Origin of the sequence: Dactylosporangium cerinum, from assembly GCF_042653625.1 — a bacterium.
GTDB classification, from domain to species: domain Bacteria; phylum Actinomycetota; class Actinomycetes; order Mycobacteriales; family Micromonosporaceae; genus Dactylosporangium; species Dactylosporangium cerinum.
The window spans coordinates 295,049-309,249 of sequence record NZ_JBHSIU010000037.1 but is presented as its reverse complement, the minus strand read 5'-3'; the positions used below and the strand labels follow the sequence as shown (position 1 = coordinate 309,249).

15 protein-coding genes are annotated in these 14,201 nt (G+C 70.7%); 10 read left to right on the top strand and 5 right to left on the bottom strand.

Features of this window, described 5'->3' with window-relative positions; genetic code table 11:
• Positions 1–19 precede the first annotated feature (19 nt).
• On the bottom strand, positions 20–613 hold the full coding sequence (locus ACFPIJ_RS28055) for a TetR/AcrR family transcriptional regulator (protein ID WP_380118990.1): 594 nt from the start codon (positions 611–613) through the stop codon (positions 20–22).
• Positions 614–724: 111 nt separating this feature from the next.
• Here ACFPIJ_RS28055 and ACFPIJ_RS28050 point away from each other — a divergent pair, with 111 nt between their 5' ends.
• Positions 725–1,849 carry an FAD-dependent oxidoreductase gene (locus ACFPIJ_RS28050; RefSeq protein ID WP_380118988.1) on the top strand — a complete coding sequence of 375 codons (1,125 nt, stop codon included), beginning with the start codon at positions 725–727 and terminating at the stop codon, positions 1,847–1,849.
• On the opposite strand, the gene ACFPIJ_RS28045 is transcribed toward ACFPIJ_RS28050, so the two are convergent.
• The 3 genes from ACFPIJ_RS28045 to ACFPIJ_RS28035 are packed head-to-tail and all read right to left on the bottom strand — an operon-like array spanning position 1,798 to position 3,649.
• Complete coding sequence (locus ACFPIJ_RS28045) at positions 1,798–2,838, bottom strand: winged helix DNA-binding domain-containing protein (RefSeq protein WP_380118986.1); 1,041 nt, start codon at positions 2,836–2,838, stop codon at positions 1,798–1,800. The genes ACFPIJ_RS28050 and ACFPIJ_RS28045 overlap by 52 nt on opposite strands.
• 32 nt (positions 2,839–2,870) lie before the next feature.
• The gene (locus ACFPIJ_RS28040; protein ID WP_380118984.1) at positions 2,871–3,419 is read right to left on the bottom strand and encodes a Clp protease N-terminal domain-containing protein; all 549 of its coding nucleotides are present in this window, start codon (positions 3,417–3,419) and stop codon (positions 2,871–2,873) included.
• On the bottom strand, positions 3,419–3,649 hold the full coding sequence (locus ACFPIJ_RS28035) for a helix-turn-helix domain-containing protein (protein ID WP_380118981.1): 231 nt from the start codon (positions 3,647–3,649) through the stop codon (positions 3,419–3,421). Before ACFPIJ_RS28035 ends, ACFPIJ_RS28040 begins: the two co-directional genes overlap by 1 nt.
• 62 nt (positions 3,650–3,711) lie before the next feature.
• Here ACFPIJ_RS28035 and ACFPIJ_RS28030 point away from each other — a divergent pair, with 62 nt between their 5' ends.
• The 4 genes from ACFPIJ_RS28030 to ACFPIJ_RS28015 all read left to right on the top strand — a co-directional run bounded on the left by ACFPIJ_RS28030 (position 3,712) and on the right by ACFPIJ_RS28015 (position 7,155).
• Positions 3,712–4,689 carry an isopenicillin N synthase family dioxygenase gene (locus ACFPIJ_RS28030; RefSeq protein WP_380118979.1) on the top strand — a complete coding sequence of 326 codons (978 nt, stop codon included), beginning with the start codon at positions 3,712–3,714 and terminating at the stop codon, positions 4,687–4,689.
• A 92-nt stretch (positions 4,690–4,781) separates the two neighbouring features.
• Positions 4,782–4,907, top strand: coding sequence for a hypothetical protein (locus ACFPIJ_RS28025; protein WP_380118976.1), 126 nt, complete (start codon positions 4,782–4,784; stop codon positions 4,905–4,907).
• Positions 4,908–4,988: 81 nt separating this feature from the next.
• The gene (locus ACFPIJ_RS28020; protein WP_380118974.1) at positions 4,989–6,299 is read left to right on the top strand and encodes an LCP family glycopolymer transferase; all 1,311 of its coding nucleotides are present in this window, start codon (positions 4,989–4,991) and stop codon (positions 6,297–6,299) included.
• Positions 6,300–6,306: 7 nt separating this feature from the next.
• Positions 6,307–7,155, top strand: coding sequence for an NAD-dependent epimerase/dehydratase family protein (locus ACFPIJ_RS28015; RefSeq protein ID WP_380118972.1), 849 nt, complete (start codon positions 6,307–6,309; stop codon positions 7,153–7,155).
• Between the two features lie 141 nt (positions 7,156–7,296).
• Here ACFPIJ_RS28015 and ACFPIJ_RS28010 read toward each other — a convergent pair whose 3' ends face one another.
• Entirely contained in the window at positions 7,297–8,463 is a 1,167-nt protein-coding gene (locus ACFPIJ_RS28010; RefSeq protein ID WP_380118970.1) for a M48 family metalloprotease, read from the bottom strand.
• Positions 8,464–8,652: 189 nt separating this feature from the next.
• Between ACFPIJ_RS28010 and ACFPIJ_RS28005 the strand changes: the two genes are divergently transcribed.
• The 5 genes from ACFPIJ_RS28005 to ACFPIJ_RS27985 all read left to right on the top strand — a co-directional run bounded on the left by ACFPIJ_RS28005 (position 8,653) and on the right by ACFPIJ_RS27985 (position 14,194).
• A complete protein-coding gene (locus ACFPIJ_RS28005) occupies positions 8,653–10,323 on the top strand; it encodes a GspE/PulE family protein (RefSeq protein WP_380118968.1) in 1,671 nt (556 codons plus the stop codon).
• Positions 10,324–10,369: 46 nt separating this feature from the next.
• Positions 10,370–11,455, top strand: a complete 1,086-nt coding sequence (locus tag ACFPIJ_RS28000; protein ID WP_380119171.1) for a type IV pilus twitching motility protein PilT — start codon at positions 10,370–10,372, stop codon at positions 11,453–11,455.
• An 85-nt stretch (positions 11,456–11,540) separates the two neighbouring features.
• Positions 11,541–12,773 carry a type II secretion system F family protein gene (locus ACFPIJ_RS27995; RefSeq protein ID WP_380118966.1) on the top strand — a complete coding sequence of 411 codons (1,233 nt, stop codon included), beginning with the start codon at positions 11,541–11,543 and terminating at the stop codon, positions 12,771–12,773.
• A 93-nt stretch (positions 12,774–12,866) separates the two neighbouring features.
• Positions 12,867–13,337 (top strand): prepilin-type N-terminal cleavage/methylation domain-containing protein, encoded by a 471-nt coding sequence (locus ACFPIJ_RS27990; RefSeq protein WP_380118964.1) that lies wholly within the window; start codon positions 12,867–12,869, stop codon positions 13,335–13,337.
• 80 nt (positions 13,338–13,417) lie between these two features.
• On the top strand, positions 13,418–14,194 hold the full coding sequence (locus ACFPIJ_RS27985) for a prepilin peptidase (protein WP_380118962.1): 777 nt from the start codon (positions 13,418–13,420) through the stop codon (positions 14,192–14,194).
• Positions 14,195–14,201 lie beyond the last annotated feature (7 nt).

Genomic DNA, 14,201 nt, shown 5'->3' with positions numbered 1-14,201 from the left:
GATCACAGCGCAACGACCGTCAGCCCTGCAGGCCGCGCAGGAGCAGGGCGGTCAGGGTGTCGATGGCCTCGTCGTCGGGCAGGCGCGGCTCCGGCGCGGTCAGGTGCGCATAGGCGAACATCGCCAGCATCGCCCCCATCGCGTCGGCGACGACGGCCGGCCGGCCCGGCAGCCGGTGCCCGCGGGCCTCCAGGAACTCCAGGTGCTGCCGGAGCATGTCGGTGTCCTCGGCGAGCCGCGCGCGGGCCTGGCCGCTGAACGGCGCCTCCAGCATCGAGGACTGGAAGAGCGCGACCATCACCGGCAGGTGGGTCCGGAACGTGTGCCAGGCGGCGGCGACGTGGAAGCGCAGCTGCGCCTCGTCGGACAGGTCGTGGTCCGGGTCGTGATCGGGCAGCGCCTCGTCGGCGGTGTCCTGCATGTCCGCGAAGAGGGCCTGCAGCAGCTCCTCCTTGCTCGCGAAGTGGTCGTAGAACGAGCCGACCGCGCGACCGGCCTCCGCCGTGATGTCACTGATCTTGGTGTTGAGGTAGCCGCGGGTGGCGAACAGGTGGCGGGCCGCGTCCTTGAGGGCGGCGGAGGTCTGGGCCGCCTTCTCCTTGCGCGTCGCCATCGCCATCACAACCTTGTCCCGCCCCAGCTCTTGACGCCCGACGGTAGCAGCCCGTAAAACTGAATCGCAATTCACCGAATTGTGATTCAGTAAAAGCGAGGGGGTACGGGCATGGAAGCCATGGTCATCGGTGGTGGGGTCGCGGGGCCGGTCGCGGCGATTGCGCTGCGGCGGATCGGCTGGGACGTGACGGTGTACGAGGCGTATCCGGACCCGGCCGGGGACGTCGGGTCGTTCGTGAGCCTCGGCGAGAACGGGCTGCGGGCCCTCGACGCGATCGGGTGCCGGGACGCCGTCGCCGCCCGCGGCACCGAGCTGCCGCTGCTGCGGCTCTGGAGCGGCCGGGGCAAGCAGCTCGGCGAGGCGCGCCGGGGGCGGGTCACCCTCATGCGCGGGCACCTGGTCGAGACGCTGCGCGACCTGGCGCAGGAGGCGGGCGCGACCGTCGTCACCGGGCGCCGCCTCGCCGACGTGGGTGCCGGCCGCACGGCCACGTTCGCCGACGGGGGCAGCGCGACCGCCGACCTGATCGTCGGCGCCGACGGCATCCACTCACGGTTGCGCGGCGTCATCGACCCGGCGGCGCCGGTCGCAAGGTACGCGGGGCTGTGGACCGTCGGCGGGCGCTCGGCACATGAGGTGGCGCCCGGCGCGTTCCACCTCATGTTCGGCGCGAAGGCCACGATGGTGTGCGCCCCGACGGCCGAGGGCACCCTCTGGGCCGCCCAGGTGCCCGCGGAGCGGCCGCCCGCGCAGACGCCCGGGCCGGACGAGCTCGCCGCGCTGTTCGCCGGGGACCGCGGGCCGGCGGTCGAGCTGATCCGGCGGACCGGGCAGTGGCATCCGCGCACCGTGATGCAGGCGATGCCGGGTGGCGTGCCGCGCTGGCACCGCGACGGCCTGGTCCTGCTCGGCGACGCCGCCCACCCGATGGGCGCCGGCCAGGGCGCCAACCTCGCCGTCGAGGACGCCGTGGTCCTCGCCAGGTGTCTGCGGGACGACCCCGCGGGCGCGCTGCAGCGCTACGAGGAGCTGCGCCGCCCCCGCACCGACCAGATGCTGAAGGTCGCCGGTGCGAACCGGGACGCGAAGGTCGCCGGGCCCGTCGCGGCCCGGGTGCGCGACGTCATGATGCCGTTCTTCTTCAAGCGGTTCGCCGAGAAGGGCGGTGCCTGGATGCACGACTACGACGTCGAATGGAACTCGGTCAGCGCGCCGGCCTCCGCGTCGACCTGACGGCGCACCGACGCCGGCAGTGCCGCGAACGGCTCCCAGGACACGACGCCGGCCTTGCTCACCGTCCAGGTGCCGGCGACCTGGCCGTCGACGAGGAACGTGCCGATCGACTGCGGCATCCGCATGTGGAACACCTTCGTGCGGTGCTCCTCGGGCAGGATCAGGGTCCGCCGGGCGTGCACCAGGAGGGTCGCGTCGTAGGTCGGCAGGAACCGCACCGGCGCCGGGGTCTGCGGGTCGGGCAGCGGCTGGTCCGGCAGGTCGACGAGCTCCCGCCCGCGTTCGTCGCGGAAGCGGCGCAGCTCCATCGTGGACAGCACCTTGGCGATGTCGGTGACGCTCAGGCCGGCCCAGTCGGCGATCTCGGAGCGGTGGGCCGGCCCGAACCCGCCGAGGTAGCGGCGCACGAGCAGCTCGCGGGCGGCCTCGACGGTGACGTCCGGCGCGCCGACCCAGTCCTCCGCCAGGCCGAAGAGGTCGGCGCGGCGGCGGGCCCACGTGCCGGACGGCGGCACGCGGACCATGTCGAGATACATGCCGATGCCGCCGCGGACGGCCGCGCCGAAGACCTGGTCGATCTCGGCCCGCCGGACCGGCCGTTGCAGCAGGAGCGCGCGCAGGCCGGCGGCGGCCTCGCTCAGCTCGGCGGGGCTGATGTCGTTGCGGTCGACGCGGTGATACCAGTCGCGCCGGGCGTCCCGGATCGCGATCAGGAACGGCCAGAAGTCCGCCCGGGACACGAGATGGATGGTGGCCCGCAGGATGGTGGCCTGGACGACCTCGCGGGCCTCCAGGAGCCGGGTCAGCGACTCCCGCTCGAAGCCCTCGATCCGGGTCCACAGCCCGATGTACATGGAGGGCGCGTACTGCGCCTGCAGCCCGGCCATCCGCTCCAGGACCGTGGCGGGATCATCCGGCACCCGGGCGATGAGGGACTGCCGGGCCAGCAGCGCGCGATTGAGGTCCCGCCAGGTCAGTGTCCGCTCCATGCCGACACTCAAGCACAGGGGTGCGACAGGAATCAGGCGACGTTGCGCAGCGCGGCCTTGACCAGCTCCATGGTGCGGTCGTAGGTCATGCCCTGCTCGCGCAGCAGCCGCCCGCCGGTGCCGCGCTCGTCGCGCAGGACGCCCAGCAGGAGGTGCTCGGTGCCGATGTAGTTGTGCTTCATCGACAGCGCCACCCGCAGCGACAGCTCCAGGGCCTTCTTCGCGTCGTTGCCGAACCGGTTGGACAGCTTGGTGCGGCGGAACAGGAACCCGCCGCGGCGGGGTGGCTCGGCCCGCTCCAGGGCGCCCGGCCCGAACGTCTGCTCGACGCTCTCGCGCACCGCGTCCAGGTCGATGCCGATGGAGCGCAGCGCGGCCGCGTCGTCGCCGGCGGCGAGCGTCGCGCGGAGTTCCCCGGCCTCGATGCCGCAGGCGCGCAGCACGTCGGCGGCGATCCCGCCGGCACTGAACATCGCCAGCACCAGGTGCTCGGTGCCGACCGTGCGGTGGCCGAGGGCGTCGGCCTCCTCGTTTGCGGTGTGGACCACGGTGCGGGCCCGGGTGGTGAACCGCTCGAACATCACTGCTCTCCAATCACTGGGGTCCGGTCGGCGTGCTTCTTGTGCACCGCCTGGCGCGACACGTCGAGGGCGTCGGCGATCTCCTGCCACGACCAGCCCTGCCGGCGCGCGTTGTCGACCTGGAGGTTCTCGAGTGCGTCGGCGAGGCGGCGCAGCGCGACCGCCGCCCGCAGGCCGATCCGGGGATCGGGGCTGGCCGCGGCGTCCGCGAGATCGCCTGCTTCCGTCATGTGTCAACCGTAGTTGACAGCCAATCGGGTGTCAACGTTGGTTGACAGTTAGTCTCCGTCGCATGGACGCGCTGCCGGTCATCGACATCTCCGACCCCGCCGTTGCCGCACCCCAGATCGAGGCGGCCTGCCGCCGCAGCGGCTTCTTCTACGTGACCGGCCACGGCGTGCCGGCCGAGCTGATCGACCGGCTCGACGCCGCCGCCCGCGCCTTCTTCGCGCTGCCCGAGCCGGACAAGCTGGAGATCGCGATGGCCCGCGGCGGGCGGGCCTGGCGCGGGTTCTTCCCGGTCGGCGCCGAACTGACCTCCGGCGTCCCGGACCGCAAGGAGGGCGTCTACTTCGGCACCGAGCTGGGGCCCGACGCCCCGCAGGTGCGCGCCGGGCTGCCGCTGCACGGCGCCAACCTCTTCCCCCGGCAGGTGCCCGACCTGCGGCCCGCGGTCCTGGAATACCTGGACCGGCTCACCGGCGTCGCGCAGACCGTGCTGCGCGGCGTCGCGCTGAGCCTGGGGCTGCCCGGGGACTACTTCGCGACCTCGTACACCGCCGACCCGACGATCCTGTTCCGGATCTTCCACTATCCGCCGGACGATCAGGCCGGGGGCGGTGGGTGGGGCGTCGGCGAGCACACCGACTACGGCCTGCTGACGCTGCTGCTGCAGGACGGCAACGGCGGGCTCCAGGTGCGCACCCCGGACGGCTGGCTCGACGCGCCGCCGATCCCCGGCACCTTCGTGTGCAACATCGGCGACATGCTCGACCGGATGACCGGCGGATGGTACCGCTCGACCCCGCACCGGGTCCGCAACCTCAGCGGCAACGAGCGGCTGTCGTTCCCGTTCTTCTTCGACCCCGACTTCAACCAGGAGGTGCCGCCGCTGCCGGCGACCGGCCACGCCGGCGGGCAGCGCTGGGACGGACAGGACCTCCGGGCGTTCACCGGCACGTACGGCGCATATCTGGTCGGAAAGGTGGGCAAGGTGTTCCCGGAGCTCATCGCCGAAACCCGTCACCAGGAAGTGCCGGACATCGGTTAGACCCAGGTCAGGGTGCTGGCACGATGACGGGAGCAAACCCGCGGGCGGTGAACCTACCGTTGTTCTTACCACCACCGCACCAGGAGGCCCCGATGACCACGCAGACGCAGACCACGACCCGCAAGCTCACCAACCTCGACAGCGAGCAGGGCATGCTCGTGCTCCTCGCCGTGATCGTGCTGGTCAGCATCATCGGCGTGATCCTGGTCGGCGGCTGAGCCCGGCGGGCGGAACTCCCAGGTGACTGCAAGGTAACTTGCAAGTGCAATCACGGGCACCCCTCATACCGTCATAGGGGTATGACCTCCGACGCCTCGCTCGAACAGGAGCTGCGGGACGTGTTCCAACGCCACGAGCATCTCGCCGAGGACCTGAGCCTCGACGACCGGCCGGCCGACGACCCATCGTCGCGCCGGCCGCAATCGTCCCCGCGGGGCGCCGGGTCCACGACTCCCAAGCAGGCCAAGACACTGCGGCGCAGCCGCAAGGACCCGCGATGGGCGCGCGCACTGGTGGTGGTGGGCGCGCTCATGATGGTGGCGGCGGGCAGCGTGTTCGTGGTGAAGGACGCGGTCATGGGCTACGCGACGCGCAACGTCAAGCAGGAGGACCTGATCGTCCCGGCCGCCGAGCAGCAGGGCAGGCACGTCACGATCAGCGGCGCGAAGAACATCCTGCTCATGGGCATCGACCCGCGCCCGGGCCAGGACCCGTCCGAGGCGATCCGCTCCGACTCGATCATCATCCTGCACATCCCGGCGGGCCACGACTCGGGATACCTGGTCTCGATCCCCCGCGACACCTGGGTGAAGATCCCCAGGTTCGACAACGGCAAGAACCGTTACCCGGGCGGCCACGACAAGATCAACGGCGCGTTCGCGATCGGCGGCCTCGGCACCACGGGCAAGGAGCAGCGCAAGTTCGGCGTCACGCTGCTCGCCGACACCATCGAGGAGAACTGGGGCATCACGTTCGACGCCGCGGCGATCATCGACTTCACCGGCTTCCAGAACGTGGTCAACGTGCTCGGCGGCGTGGACATGTACGTCGACCAGGAGGTCAAGTCGGTCCACATCGGTCACAACGCCAAGGGCGAGACCAAGGTCCCGTACATCCAGCGCGACAACGGCCGCGGCGGCACCGATCTCATCCCGATCTCCGGGGTCACCCCGCAGATGTACCACGTCGGCTTCCAGCACCTCGAGCCGTGGCAGGCCCTGGACTACGTCCGCCAGCGCGAGACCCTGCCCAACAGCGACTACGACCGGCAGCGGCACCAGCAGCAGTTCATCAAGGCCCTGTTCAAGCAGATCCTGAGCAAGGACGTCCTCACCGACCCCGGCAAGCTCAAGAAGGTCCTCGACGTCATCGGCCAGTCCATGACGATCGACTCCGGCGGCATCGGCCTCGACGACTGGATCTTCGCGATGAAGGGCATCAGCGGCGACAACCTGCTCACCGTCAAGACCAACAACGGGACCTTCTACTCATCCTCGGAGAACCCGGGCGCGGAGGCGCTCGACCCGACGACCCTGGAGCTTCTGGCGTCGATCAAGGCGAACTCCGTGGAAGACTTCATGGCTCAGCACACCAGCCTGATCTCGAGTTAGGACCCGCATGGCCCGCATCGTCGTCACCGGAGCGCACGGCAAGACCGGGCGGGCGGTCGTCACCGACCTGCTCGCCCACGGCCACCACGTCGTCGCGACCGACGCCGTGGGCCGGGCCGGGCACCTCAGCGAGCTCGGCACGCCCATGCTGGTGGCCGACCTGACCGACTACGGGCAGGCGGTCGAGGTCCTGCAGGACGCCGACGCCGTGGTGCACCTGGCCAACATCCCGGCGCCCGGCATGTATCCGCCGGCGGTCACGTTCAACCGCAACTCGACGATGAACTTCAACGTGTTCCACGCCGCGCAGCAGGCCGGGGTCGGGCGGGTCGTGTGGTCCTCCAGCGAGACGACCCTCGGCCTGCCGTTCGACACTCCCCCGCGGTACGCGCCGGTGGACGAGGAGCACTACCCGTTCCCGACGACGACCTACGCGCTGTCCAAGGTCGTCGGGGAGACCCTCGCCCGGGAGATCTCCGCGTGGAGCGGGATCCCGTTCGTCGGCCTGCGGCTGTCCAACGTGCACACGCCCGAGGAGTACGCCGCGGTCCCCGGGTACTGGGGCGACCCGCACCTGCGCAAGTGGAACCTGTGGGGCTACGTCGACGTGCGGGACGTGGCCGCCGCGTGCCGCCTGGCCCTCGACGCCCCGGTGAGCGGGGCGGGTTCGTACGTGATCGCCGCGGCGGACACGATCATGGACCGGCCGTCGGCGGAGCTGATGCGGGAGGTCTTCCCGGACGTGCCGCTGACCCGCGAGCTCGGCGAGTTCGAGACGTTGCTCGGCATCGACCGGGCCCGCGAGGTCCTCGGGTACGCCCCGCAGCACTCGTGGCGCACCGAACTGCGGCACTAGGGTCTGTATCGAAGTGGGGGTCGGAGCGAGGCGAGGCTCAGCGCCTGGGCTGGGCCGGTCCGGCGCAGCGCGCCGGGCCAGCCTGGGCGAGGCTCTGAGTCCGCCGCAGCCCGGCCATCCACTTCGATACAGACCCTAGGGTCACACCGAGCCCAACAGGAGGGCCCGGAGGTCGGTGAGGGCGCTCGGGGACGCCGCGACGTCGTGCAGGTTGCACTCGGCGCCGGACTCCGAGACCAGGACGCCGGGGGTGGCCGGGTGGACCCGGCGCCAGCCGCGCGAGGTCAGCGCCGCCTCCATCACCACGACCACGGACGGGGTCGCGTCGAGGTCCTCGGGTTCGGTCGGCGGCTCGGGCTGGGCCGGCCAGTTCGCCGCGACCAGCTCGTCCAGCCGGGTCAGCAGGACCTCGACGACCTCGACCGGGCCGGTCGGCTGGCGGCCCAGGAGGGTGGCGACCTGGTCGTGCACGGCGCGGGCCTGCCGGACGACCCAGCCGGGCCAGGCGGTGGCCGGCACCGCGGCGAACGTGGTCCACTCCGCCGGTGAGCGGCGCAGGACGTGCCGGGCCAGGGTCCGCTCGTCGGCGGCCGTGAGCGGATCGACGGGCACCAGGTCCACGGCCCGCAGCGCGAGATGCGCAGCCGCGAGAGGGGCGATGGCGCCGGCCAGGTTGGGGTGCCGGCTCATCAGCGCGGTCCGGGTGTCCTCGTCCAGGGATGCCATGACGGCGCCGGCCCGGATCGCGGCCCGCCAGCCGTCGTGGACGTCCTGGATGGCGGCGGAGGCGTGCTGCCAGACCTGCTCCTCCAGGTCGAAGGCGAGGTCGGCGAACTCGAACTCGGCCAGATCCGCCTTGACCACCGCGCGGGCGGCGGTGTGCAGCCCGGACGCGCTGCTGGCGGCCTGGTCGGCCTTGCGTTCCAGGGCGGTGGCGAACTCGCGGGTGGCGCGCAGCACCGCCGCCACCCGTGGCGGCAGTTCGACCCGGGACGGGTCGGCGGCCTCCTCGTAGAGGTCACGCAGCCGCGCCACGAGGTGCGCCCGGCGGTGGTCCACGACGGCGAGCTCGTGCGCGACCAGGGCCCGGATCTCGTCGATGGTCAGGCAGTACAGCAGCGGCAGCCCGACGATCAGCAGCCGCCGGCGCCGGCTGGCCCAGGAGCGGATGACCCCGTGGCCGGTCAGCACGACCGCGTCCGGGGCGGCCACGCCGACCCTCGCGGCGACCTCGGTGACCAGGGCGAGCAGCTGTCCGGTGACGACGACTCCCTCCGGTGGGGGTTCTGGGGGACGTCCGTAGCGCATCAGGACCCATCTGGCGCGCCACACACTGATCTTGCCGGGCAACGGATCTTCGACGACGGCAACCGACACAGCGAACGATCCTCATGACTGCGGCGGGGCACGTCAACGAGCACCGTCCATCCGGCCGGGGTGAATCCCGAAAGTCACCCGGATCGGTGCCGATGATGCGGTTGAGGACTCGGGGGTGAGATGTACCAGACGTTCAGTCCGTTGCTGGACGCGCTGAAGGAACGTGGGGCGGATCCGGAAGCGGTCGACCGGGCGGCCGCGGAGGCGGCCGCCACCGGCAGGTCGATCCGGGCCGTGCTCATCAACGACCACATCGTCACCGAGGACCAGCTGACCGAGGCGTCGGCGGACGCGTACGGGATCCAGACGCTGGACCTGGTCGGCTACCCGATCGACCCGGCCGCGGTCACGAAGATCCCGATGGCGCTCGTCCTGAAGCACCGGGTGCTCGGTATCGCCCTCAACGAGAGCGAGATCACCGTCGGCATCACCGACCCGGGTGACGTCCTGGCGCTGGATGACGTCCGGGCCGCGACCGGTCTCACGGTCCGGCCGGTCGTGGTGGCCCGCTCCGAGCTGCGCAAGATCATCGACCGGTTGAAGCGGGAGGAGAACGACCTCGGCGAGGTCGCGGAGAGCCTGCGGGCGGAGGCGGCGCCGACCACCTCGGCCCTGACGACGCTCAACGAGGACGCGCCGATCGTCCGCTACGTCAACTCGCTCATCGAACAGGCGATCGTGAACCGCGCGTCCGACCTGCACCTGGAGCCGGGCGAGCACAACATGCGGGTGCGGTACCGCATCGACGGCGTCCTGCACGAGGTGGACACGGTGCCCAAGCACGTGCAGTCGGCGCTCATCTCCCGGTTGAAGATCATGTCGAACGTCGACATCACCGAGCGGCGCGTCCCGCAGAACGGCCGGATCACCGTCGAGATCAACCAGCGGGCGGTGGACCTGCGCACGGCGACCCTGCCGACGGTGTGGGGCGAGAAGATCGTGCTGCGGGTCCTGGACACCAGCGGGATGGACCTGAAGCTGGCCAAGCTCGGCTTCAGCAAGGCCAACGCGGAGCGGTTCGCCAACTCCTACAGCAAGCCGCACGGCATGCTGCTGGTGACCGGCCCGACCGGCTCGGGCAAGTCGACGACGCTGTACGCGACGCTCGCCGAGATCAGCAAGCCCACGGTCAACATCATCACCGTCGAGGACCCGGTGGAGTACCGGCTGCCCGGCGTCAACCAGGTGCAGGTGGACCACAAGGCGGGCCTGACGTTCGCCGCAGTGCTGCCGGCGATCCTGCGCTCCGACCCGGACGTGGTGCTCATCGGTGAGGTCCGGGACCGCACGACCGCGCAGCTGGCCGTCGAGGCGGCGCTCACCGGCCACCTGGTGCTGTCGACCCTGCACACGAACGACGCACCGAGCGCCGTCACCCGGCTCGTCGAGATGGGCATCGAGCCGTTCCTGGTCGGCTCGTCGGTCGACTGCGTCCTCGCCCAGCGGCTCGCCCGCCGGCTGTGCGACTGGTGCCGCACCGAGTACGCACCGAGCGAGGCCGAACTGGTCGGGGCGCGCTGGCCGTTCGACCTGCTCGGCCCGCCCGAGAAACTGTGGCGCCCGGTCGGCTGCCGGTCCTGCGCCAACACCGGCTACCGGGGCCGCATCGCGCTGCACGAGGTCATGCCGGTCTCCGCCGAGATCGAGAAGCTGGCGATCGACCGGGCCTCCGCGCACGAGATCCAGGCCGTCGCCCGCACCGAGGGCCTCGTCGACCTGCGCCTGGACGGCCTGGCGAAGGCCGCCGAGGGGCAGACCTCGATCCCCGAAGTGGTGCGCGTGGCGGTGTAACCCTCAACACACGAAGCGGGCTGCCGATGGGCCGCGTGTGGAGACCATGGTGACCAGCGACGAGCGCGCCTCGCTCGATGCGATGCTGGTGTCGCTCGTCCGCGTCGGCGGCTCCGACCTGCACCTCACCGTCGGGGCGCCGCCGACGGTGCGGATCAACGGCGGCCTGCGGTACCTGCCCGGCTACGACGACCTCACCCCCGACGACACGGAGATGCTGGTCCGCGCCGCCGTGCTCAACGAGGGCCAGTGGAAGCACTTCGAGCAGGTCCAGGAGCTCGACTTCGCCTACGCCATCGAGGGCGTGTCGCGCTTCCGGGTCAACCTCTACGCCCAGCGCGGCTCGTTCGGCGCGGCGTTCCGGGCGATCCCGCACAACATCAAACCCCTCGACCAGCTCGGGGTGCCGGAGCAGGTGGCCCGCTTCGCGCACCTGCACCGCGGCCTGGTCCTCGTCACCGGGCCGACCGGCTCGGGCAAGACGACCACCCTCGCGGCGATCCTCGACCTGGCCAACCGCACCCGCTCCTCGCACATCGTGACGATCGAGGACCCGATCGAGTTCCTGCACGAGCACAAGCGGTGCCTGGTGAACCAGCGCGAGGTGGGCGCGGACACCACGTCGTTCTCGATGGCGTTGAAGCACGCGCTGCGCCAGGACCCCGACATCATCCTCGTCGGCGAGCTGCGCGACCTGGAGACCACGTCGACGGCGCTGACCGCGGCGGAGACCGGCCACCTGGTCCTCGCGACCCTGCACACGCAGAGCGCGGCGCAGACCGTCGACCGGGTCATCGACATCTTCCCGCCGCACCAGCAGCAGCAGGTCCGCGCGCAGATGTCCAACGCGCTGCAGGGCGTCGTCACGCAGGCCCTCGCGCCGCGCGCCGACGGTCAGGGCCGCACGATCGTCACGGAGATCATGTTCGCCACCCCGGCCATCCGGAACCTGATCCGTGAGGGCAAGAACCACCAGATCCCGTCGTTCATGCAGTCCAGCGGCAACGACGGGATGCTCTCGTTCGACCAGCACCTGGCCGAACGGGTCCGCCAGCAGCTCGTCACGTACGAGACGGCGCTGGAGCTGTGTCACTCGGCGGAGGAGTTCCGCCGTCTCGCCGGCCGGATGTGAGCACACGTGAGAGAGCGAAGCGAACGAACCATGTTGCAGTCGCGGATGTGCCTCGTGGCGTCGGCGAGCGAAGCGAGCTGACGACATGAGTGCGACAAAGACCTACGACTACCAGTCGATCGACCAGGCCGGGAAGCGCGGCAAGGGCAAGATCGAGGCCTCCAACGAGCTGGCCGCCGCGCAGCTGCTGCGCCAGCAGGGGCTGACCCCCCTCGCGATCACCAGCGCGGACTCGCTGATGAAGCGCGACATCACCATCCCCGGATTCGGCGACCGGACCACACTCAAGGACCTGTCGGTGTTCTCCCGGCAGTTCGCGACGATGACGCAGTCCGGCATGTCGCTGCTGCGCTCCCTGGCGGTGCTGGAGGAGCAGGCACAGAAGCCGTCGCTGAAGAAGGCGGTCGGCGAGGTCCGGCTCGACATCGAGGGCGGCACGTCGCTGTCCGGGGCGCTCGGCAAGCACCCGAAGGTGTTCCCGACCCTGATGGTGGCGATGATCCGGGCCGGCGAGACCGGCGGCTTCCTCGACAGCGCCCTGGACCGCATCGCGACGAACTTCGAGAAGGACACGCACCTGCGCGGGAAGATCAAGAGCGCGCTCACGTACCCGGTGATCGTGCTCGTCTTCACCGTCGTGATGATCAGCGCGGTGCTCATCTTCATCGTGCCGATCTTCGAGAAGATGTTCAAACAACTCGGCGGGGAGCTCCCCCTGCCCACCCGCATCATCGTCAACGCCAGCCACACCCTGTACTGGCTGGGGCCCCTCGTCATCGGGTTGATCGTGGTGGTCACGGTGACGCTGCGCCGGGCCGCGGCGGCGAACCCCGCGGTGCGGCTGACGCTGGACAAGGTGAAGCTGCGACTGCCGGTCTTCGGGCCGCTGTTCACGAAGATCGCGCTGAGCCGCTTCTCCCGCAACCTCGGCACCCTGCTCGGCGTCGGCGTGCCGGTGCTGCAGGCACTGGACGTGGTCGGCGCCACCACGGGCAACGCCGTCATCAGCAACGCCATGGCCGACCTGCAGAACGCGGTCCGCGAGGGCCAGCCGATGTCCTCGCAGCTCGGCTCGCACAAGATCTTCCCGTCGATGGTCGTGCAGATGGTCGAGGTCGGCGAAGAGAGCGGCCAAATCAGTCAGATGCTGGAAAAGGTTGCCGATTTCTACGACCGAGAGGTTGATAGCGCGGCCGACGCACTCACCGCGTCCATCGAACCGATCATGGTGCTCGTCATGGGCGGCGTGGTCGGCGGGATGATCATCTGCCTCTATCTGCCGATGTTCTCGATCTACCAGAACATCCAGAGCAACTGAACATGAACGGCGCAAGGCAGCGGAGCCTCGCCGCCAACCACCACACCCCGTGCAGGAGCAGGAGGCTCAACCATGCAGGAAACGCTGCGCAGGATGCAGAAGAAGCGTGCCGCCGGAGAGGGCGGATTCACGCTCGTCGAACTCCTCGTCGTTGTCGTGATCATCGGCGTCCTCGTCGCGATCGCCGTCCCCATGTACCTGAACTACCGTAAGGGCGCGGCGAACAAGTCCGCCGAGTCCGACGTGCGCGCCGCCGTCAGCGCGGTCGAGCAGTTCTACACAGAGAACGGCAACAAGTACCCGGACGACGTCGTCACCCCCGGCGCCGTGGGCGTGAAGGTCACCTTCAAGCTCGGCGCCGCGACGGACGGCCAGCAGGTCGCGACCCTGTCGCCGGGCAACACCCTGGTCTACAAGCAGCTCACCACCGGCACGTACCGGATCTGCGGCATGAACGAGGACGGCAAGGTGGTCTACAAGTACGAGAGCGCCGTCGGTGGCTCCGTCAAGAAGACCTCCGACGCGAACCTCGGCGACTGCATCGGCGCCGCCGCGCCGGCCTGACCGGTCCTGTCCGACGCTGTGGCGGCCCGTGGTCCAGCGGGCCGCCACATCCGACTCCGGCTCGAGAAAGGAGCACGCTGATGCTGTTCGCGCTCGTCGGCGTGCTCGGCCTGGCGATCGGGTCGTTCCTCAACGTCGTCATCCACCGTGTCCCCCGTGGCGAGTCGCTCCTGCGGCCGGCCTCGCACTGTCCACAGTGCACGGCGCCGATCCGGCCGTGGCACAACGTCCCCGTCGCCGGCTGGCTGCTGCTGCGCGGCCGCTGCGCCGACTGCGCCGCCCCGATCAGCGTCCGCTACCCCCTGGTGGAGCTCGGCACGGCGGCGCTGTTCGTCGCCGTCGCCGCCCGGTTCGGCTGGTCGGCCTCGCTGCCCGCGTGGCTGTACTTCGCGGCGATCGCGGTCGCCCTCGCGCTCATCGACCTCGACGTGCTGCGCCTGCCCAACGCGATCGTGCTGCCGTCGTATCTCGTGGTCCCGGCGCTGTTCCTCCCCGCCGTGGTGCTGGAGCGGGACTGGTCCGCGGGGCTGCGCGGGCTGGTCGGGATGGCCGTCCTGTTCACCTTCTATCTGCTGCTGTCCCTGGTGTACCCGGGCGGCATGGGCTTCGGCGACGTCAAGCTCGCCGGCGTGCTCGGCCTCTACCTCGGCTGGCTCGGCTGGGCGCCCCTGGCCGTCGGCACCCTCGCCGCGTTCCTGCTCGGCGGGATCGCCGGGGTCGCGCTGATGGCCGGTGGCCGGGCCGGCCGCAAGACCGCACTGCCGTTCGGCCCGTCGATGCTCGCCGGGGCGCTGATCGCGCTGTTCGCGGCGGCGCCGATCACCGACTGGTACACCTCCATCCTCCTGCCCGCCTGACGGTCTT

Coding starts and splice junctions, on each gene's coding strand:
- ACFPIJ_RS28040 (WP_380118984.1), bottom strand. CDS start 3,419: ATGTTCGAGCGGTTCACCACCCGGGCCCGCACCGTGGTCCACACCGCA.
- ACFPIJ_RS27985 (WP_380118962.1), top strand. CDS start 13,418: ATGCTGTTCGCGCTCGTCGGCGTGCTCGGCCTGGCGATCGGGTCGTTC.
- ACFPIJ_RS28020 (WP_380118974.1), top strand. CDS start 4,989: ATGACCTCCGACGCCTCGCTCGAACAGGAGCTGCGGGACGTGTTCCAA.
- ACFPIJ_RS28015 (WP_380118972.1), top strand. CDS start 6,307: ATGGCCCGCATCGTCGTCACCGGAGCGCACGGCAAGACCGGGCGGGCG.
- ACFPIJ_RS28050 (WP_380118988.1), top strand. CDS start 725: ATGGAAGCCATGGTCATCGGTGGTGGGGTCGCGGGGCCGGTCGCGGCG.
- ACFPIJ_RS28030 (WP_380118979.1), top strand. CDS start 3,712: ATGGACGCGCTGCCGGTCATCGACATCTCCGACCCCGCCGTTGCCGCA.
- ACFPIJ_RS28045 (WP_380118986.1), bottom strand. CDS start 2,838: ATGGAGCGGACACTGACCTGGCGGGACCTCAATCGCGCGCTGCTGGCC.
- ACFPIJ_RS28025 (WP_380118976.1), top strand. CDS start 4,782: ATGACCACGCAGACGCAGACCACGACCCGCAAGCTCACCAACCTCGAC.
- ACFPIJ_RS28010 (WP_380118970.1), bottom strand. CDS start 8,463: ATGCGCTACGGACGTCCCCCAGAACCCCCACCGGAGGGAGTCGTCGTC.
- ACFPIJ_RS28035 (WP_380118981.1), bottom strand. CDS start 3,649: ATGACGGAAGCAGGCGATCTCGCGGACGCCGCGGCCAGCCCCGATCCC.
- ACFPIJ_RS27990 (WP_380118964.1), top strand. CDS start 12,867: ATGCAGAAGAAGCGTGCCGCCGGAGAGGGCGGATTCACGCTCGTCGAA.
- ACFPIJ_RS27995 (WP_380118966.1), top strand. CDS start 11,541: ATGAGTGCGACAAAGACCTACGACTACCAGTCGATCGACCAGGCCGGG.
- ACFPIJ_RS28055 (WP_380118990.1), bottom strand. CDS start 613: ATGGCGACGCGCAAGGAGAAGGCGGCCCAGACCTCCGCCGCCCTCAAG.
- ACFPIJ_RS28005 (WP_380118968.1), top strand. CDS start 8,653: ATGTACCAGACGTTCAGTCCGTTGCTGGACGCGCTGAAGGAACGTGGG.
- ACFPIJ_RS28000 (WP_380119171.1), top strand. CDS start 10,370: ATGGTGACCAGCGACGAGCGCGCCTCGCTCGATGCGATGCTGGTGTCG.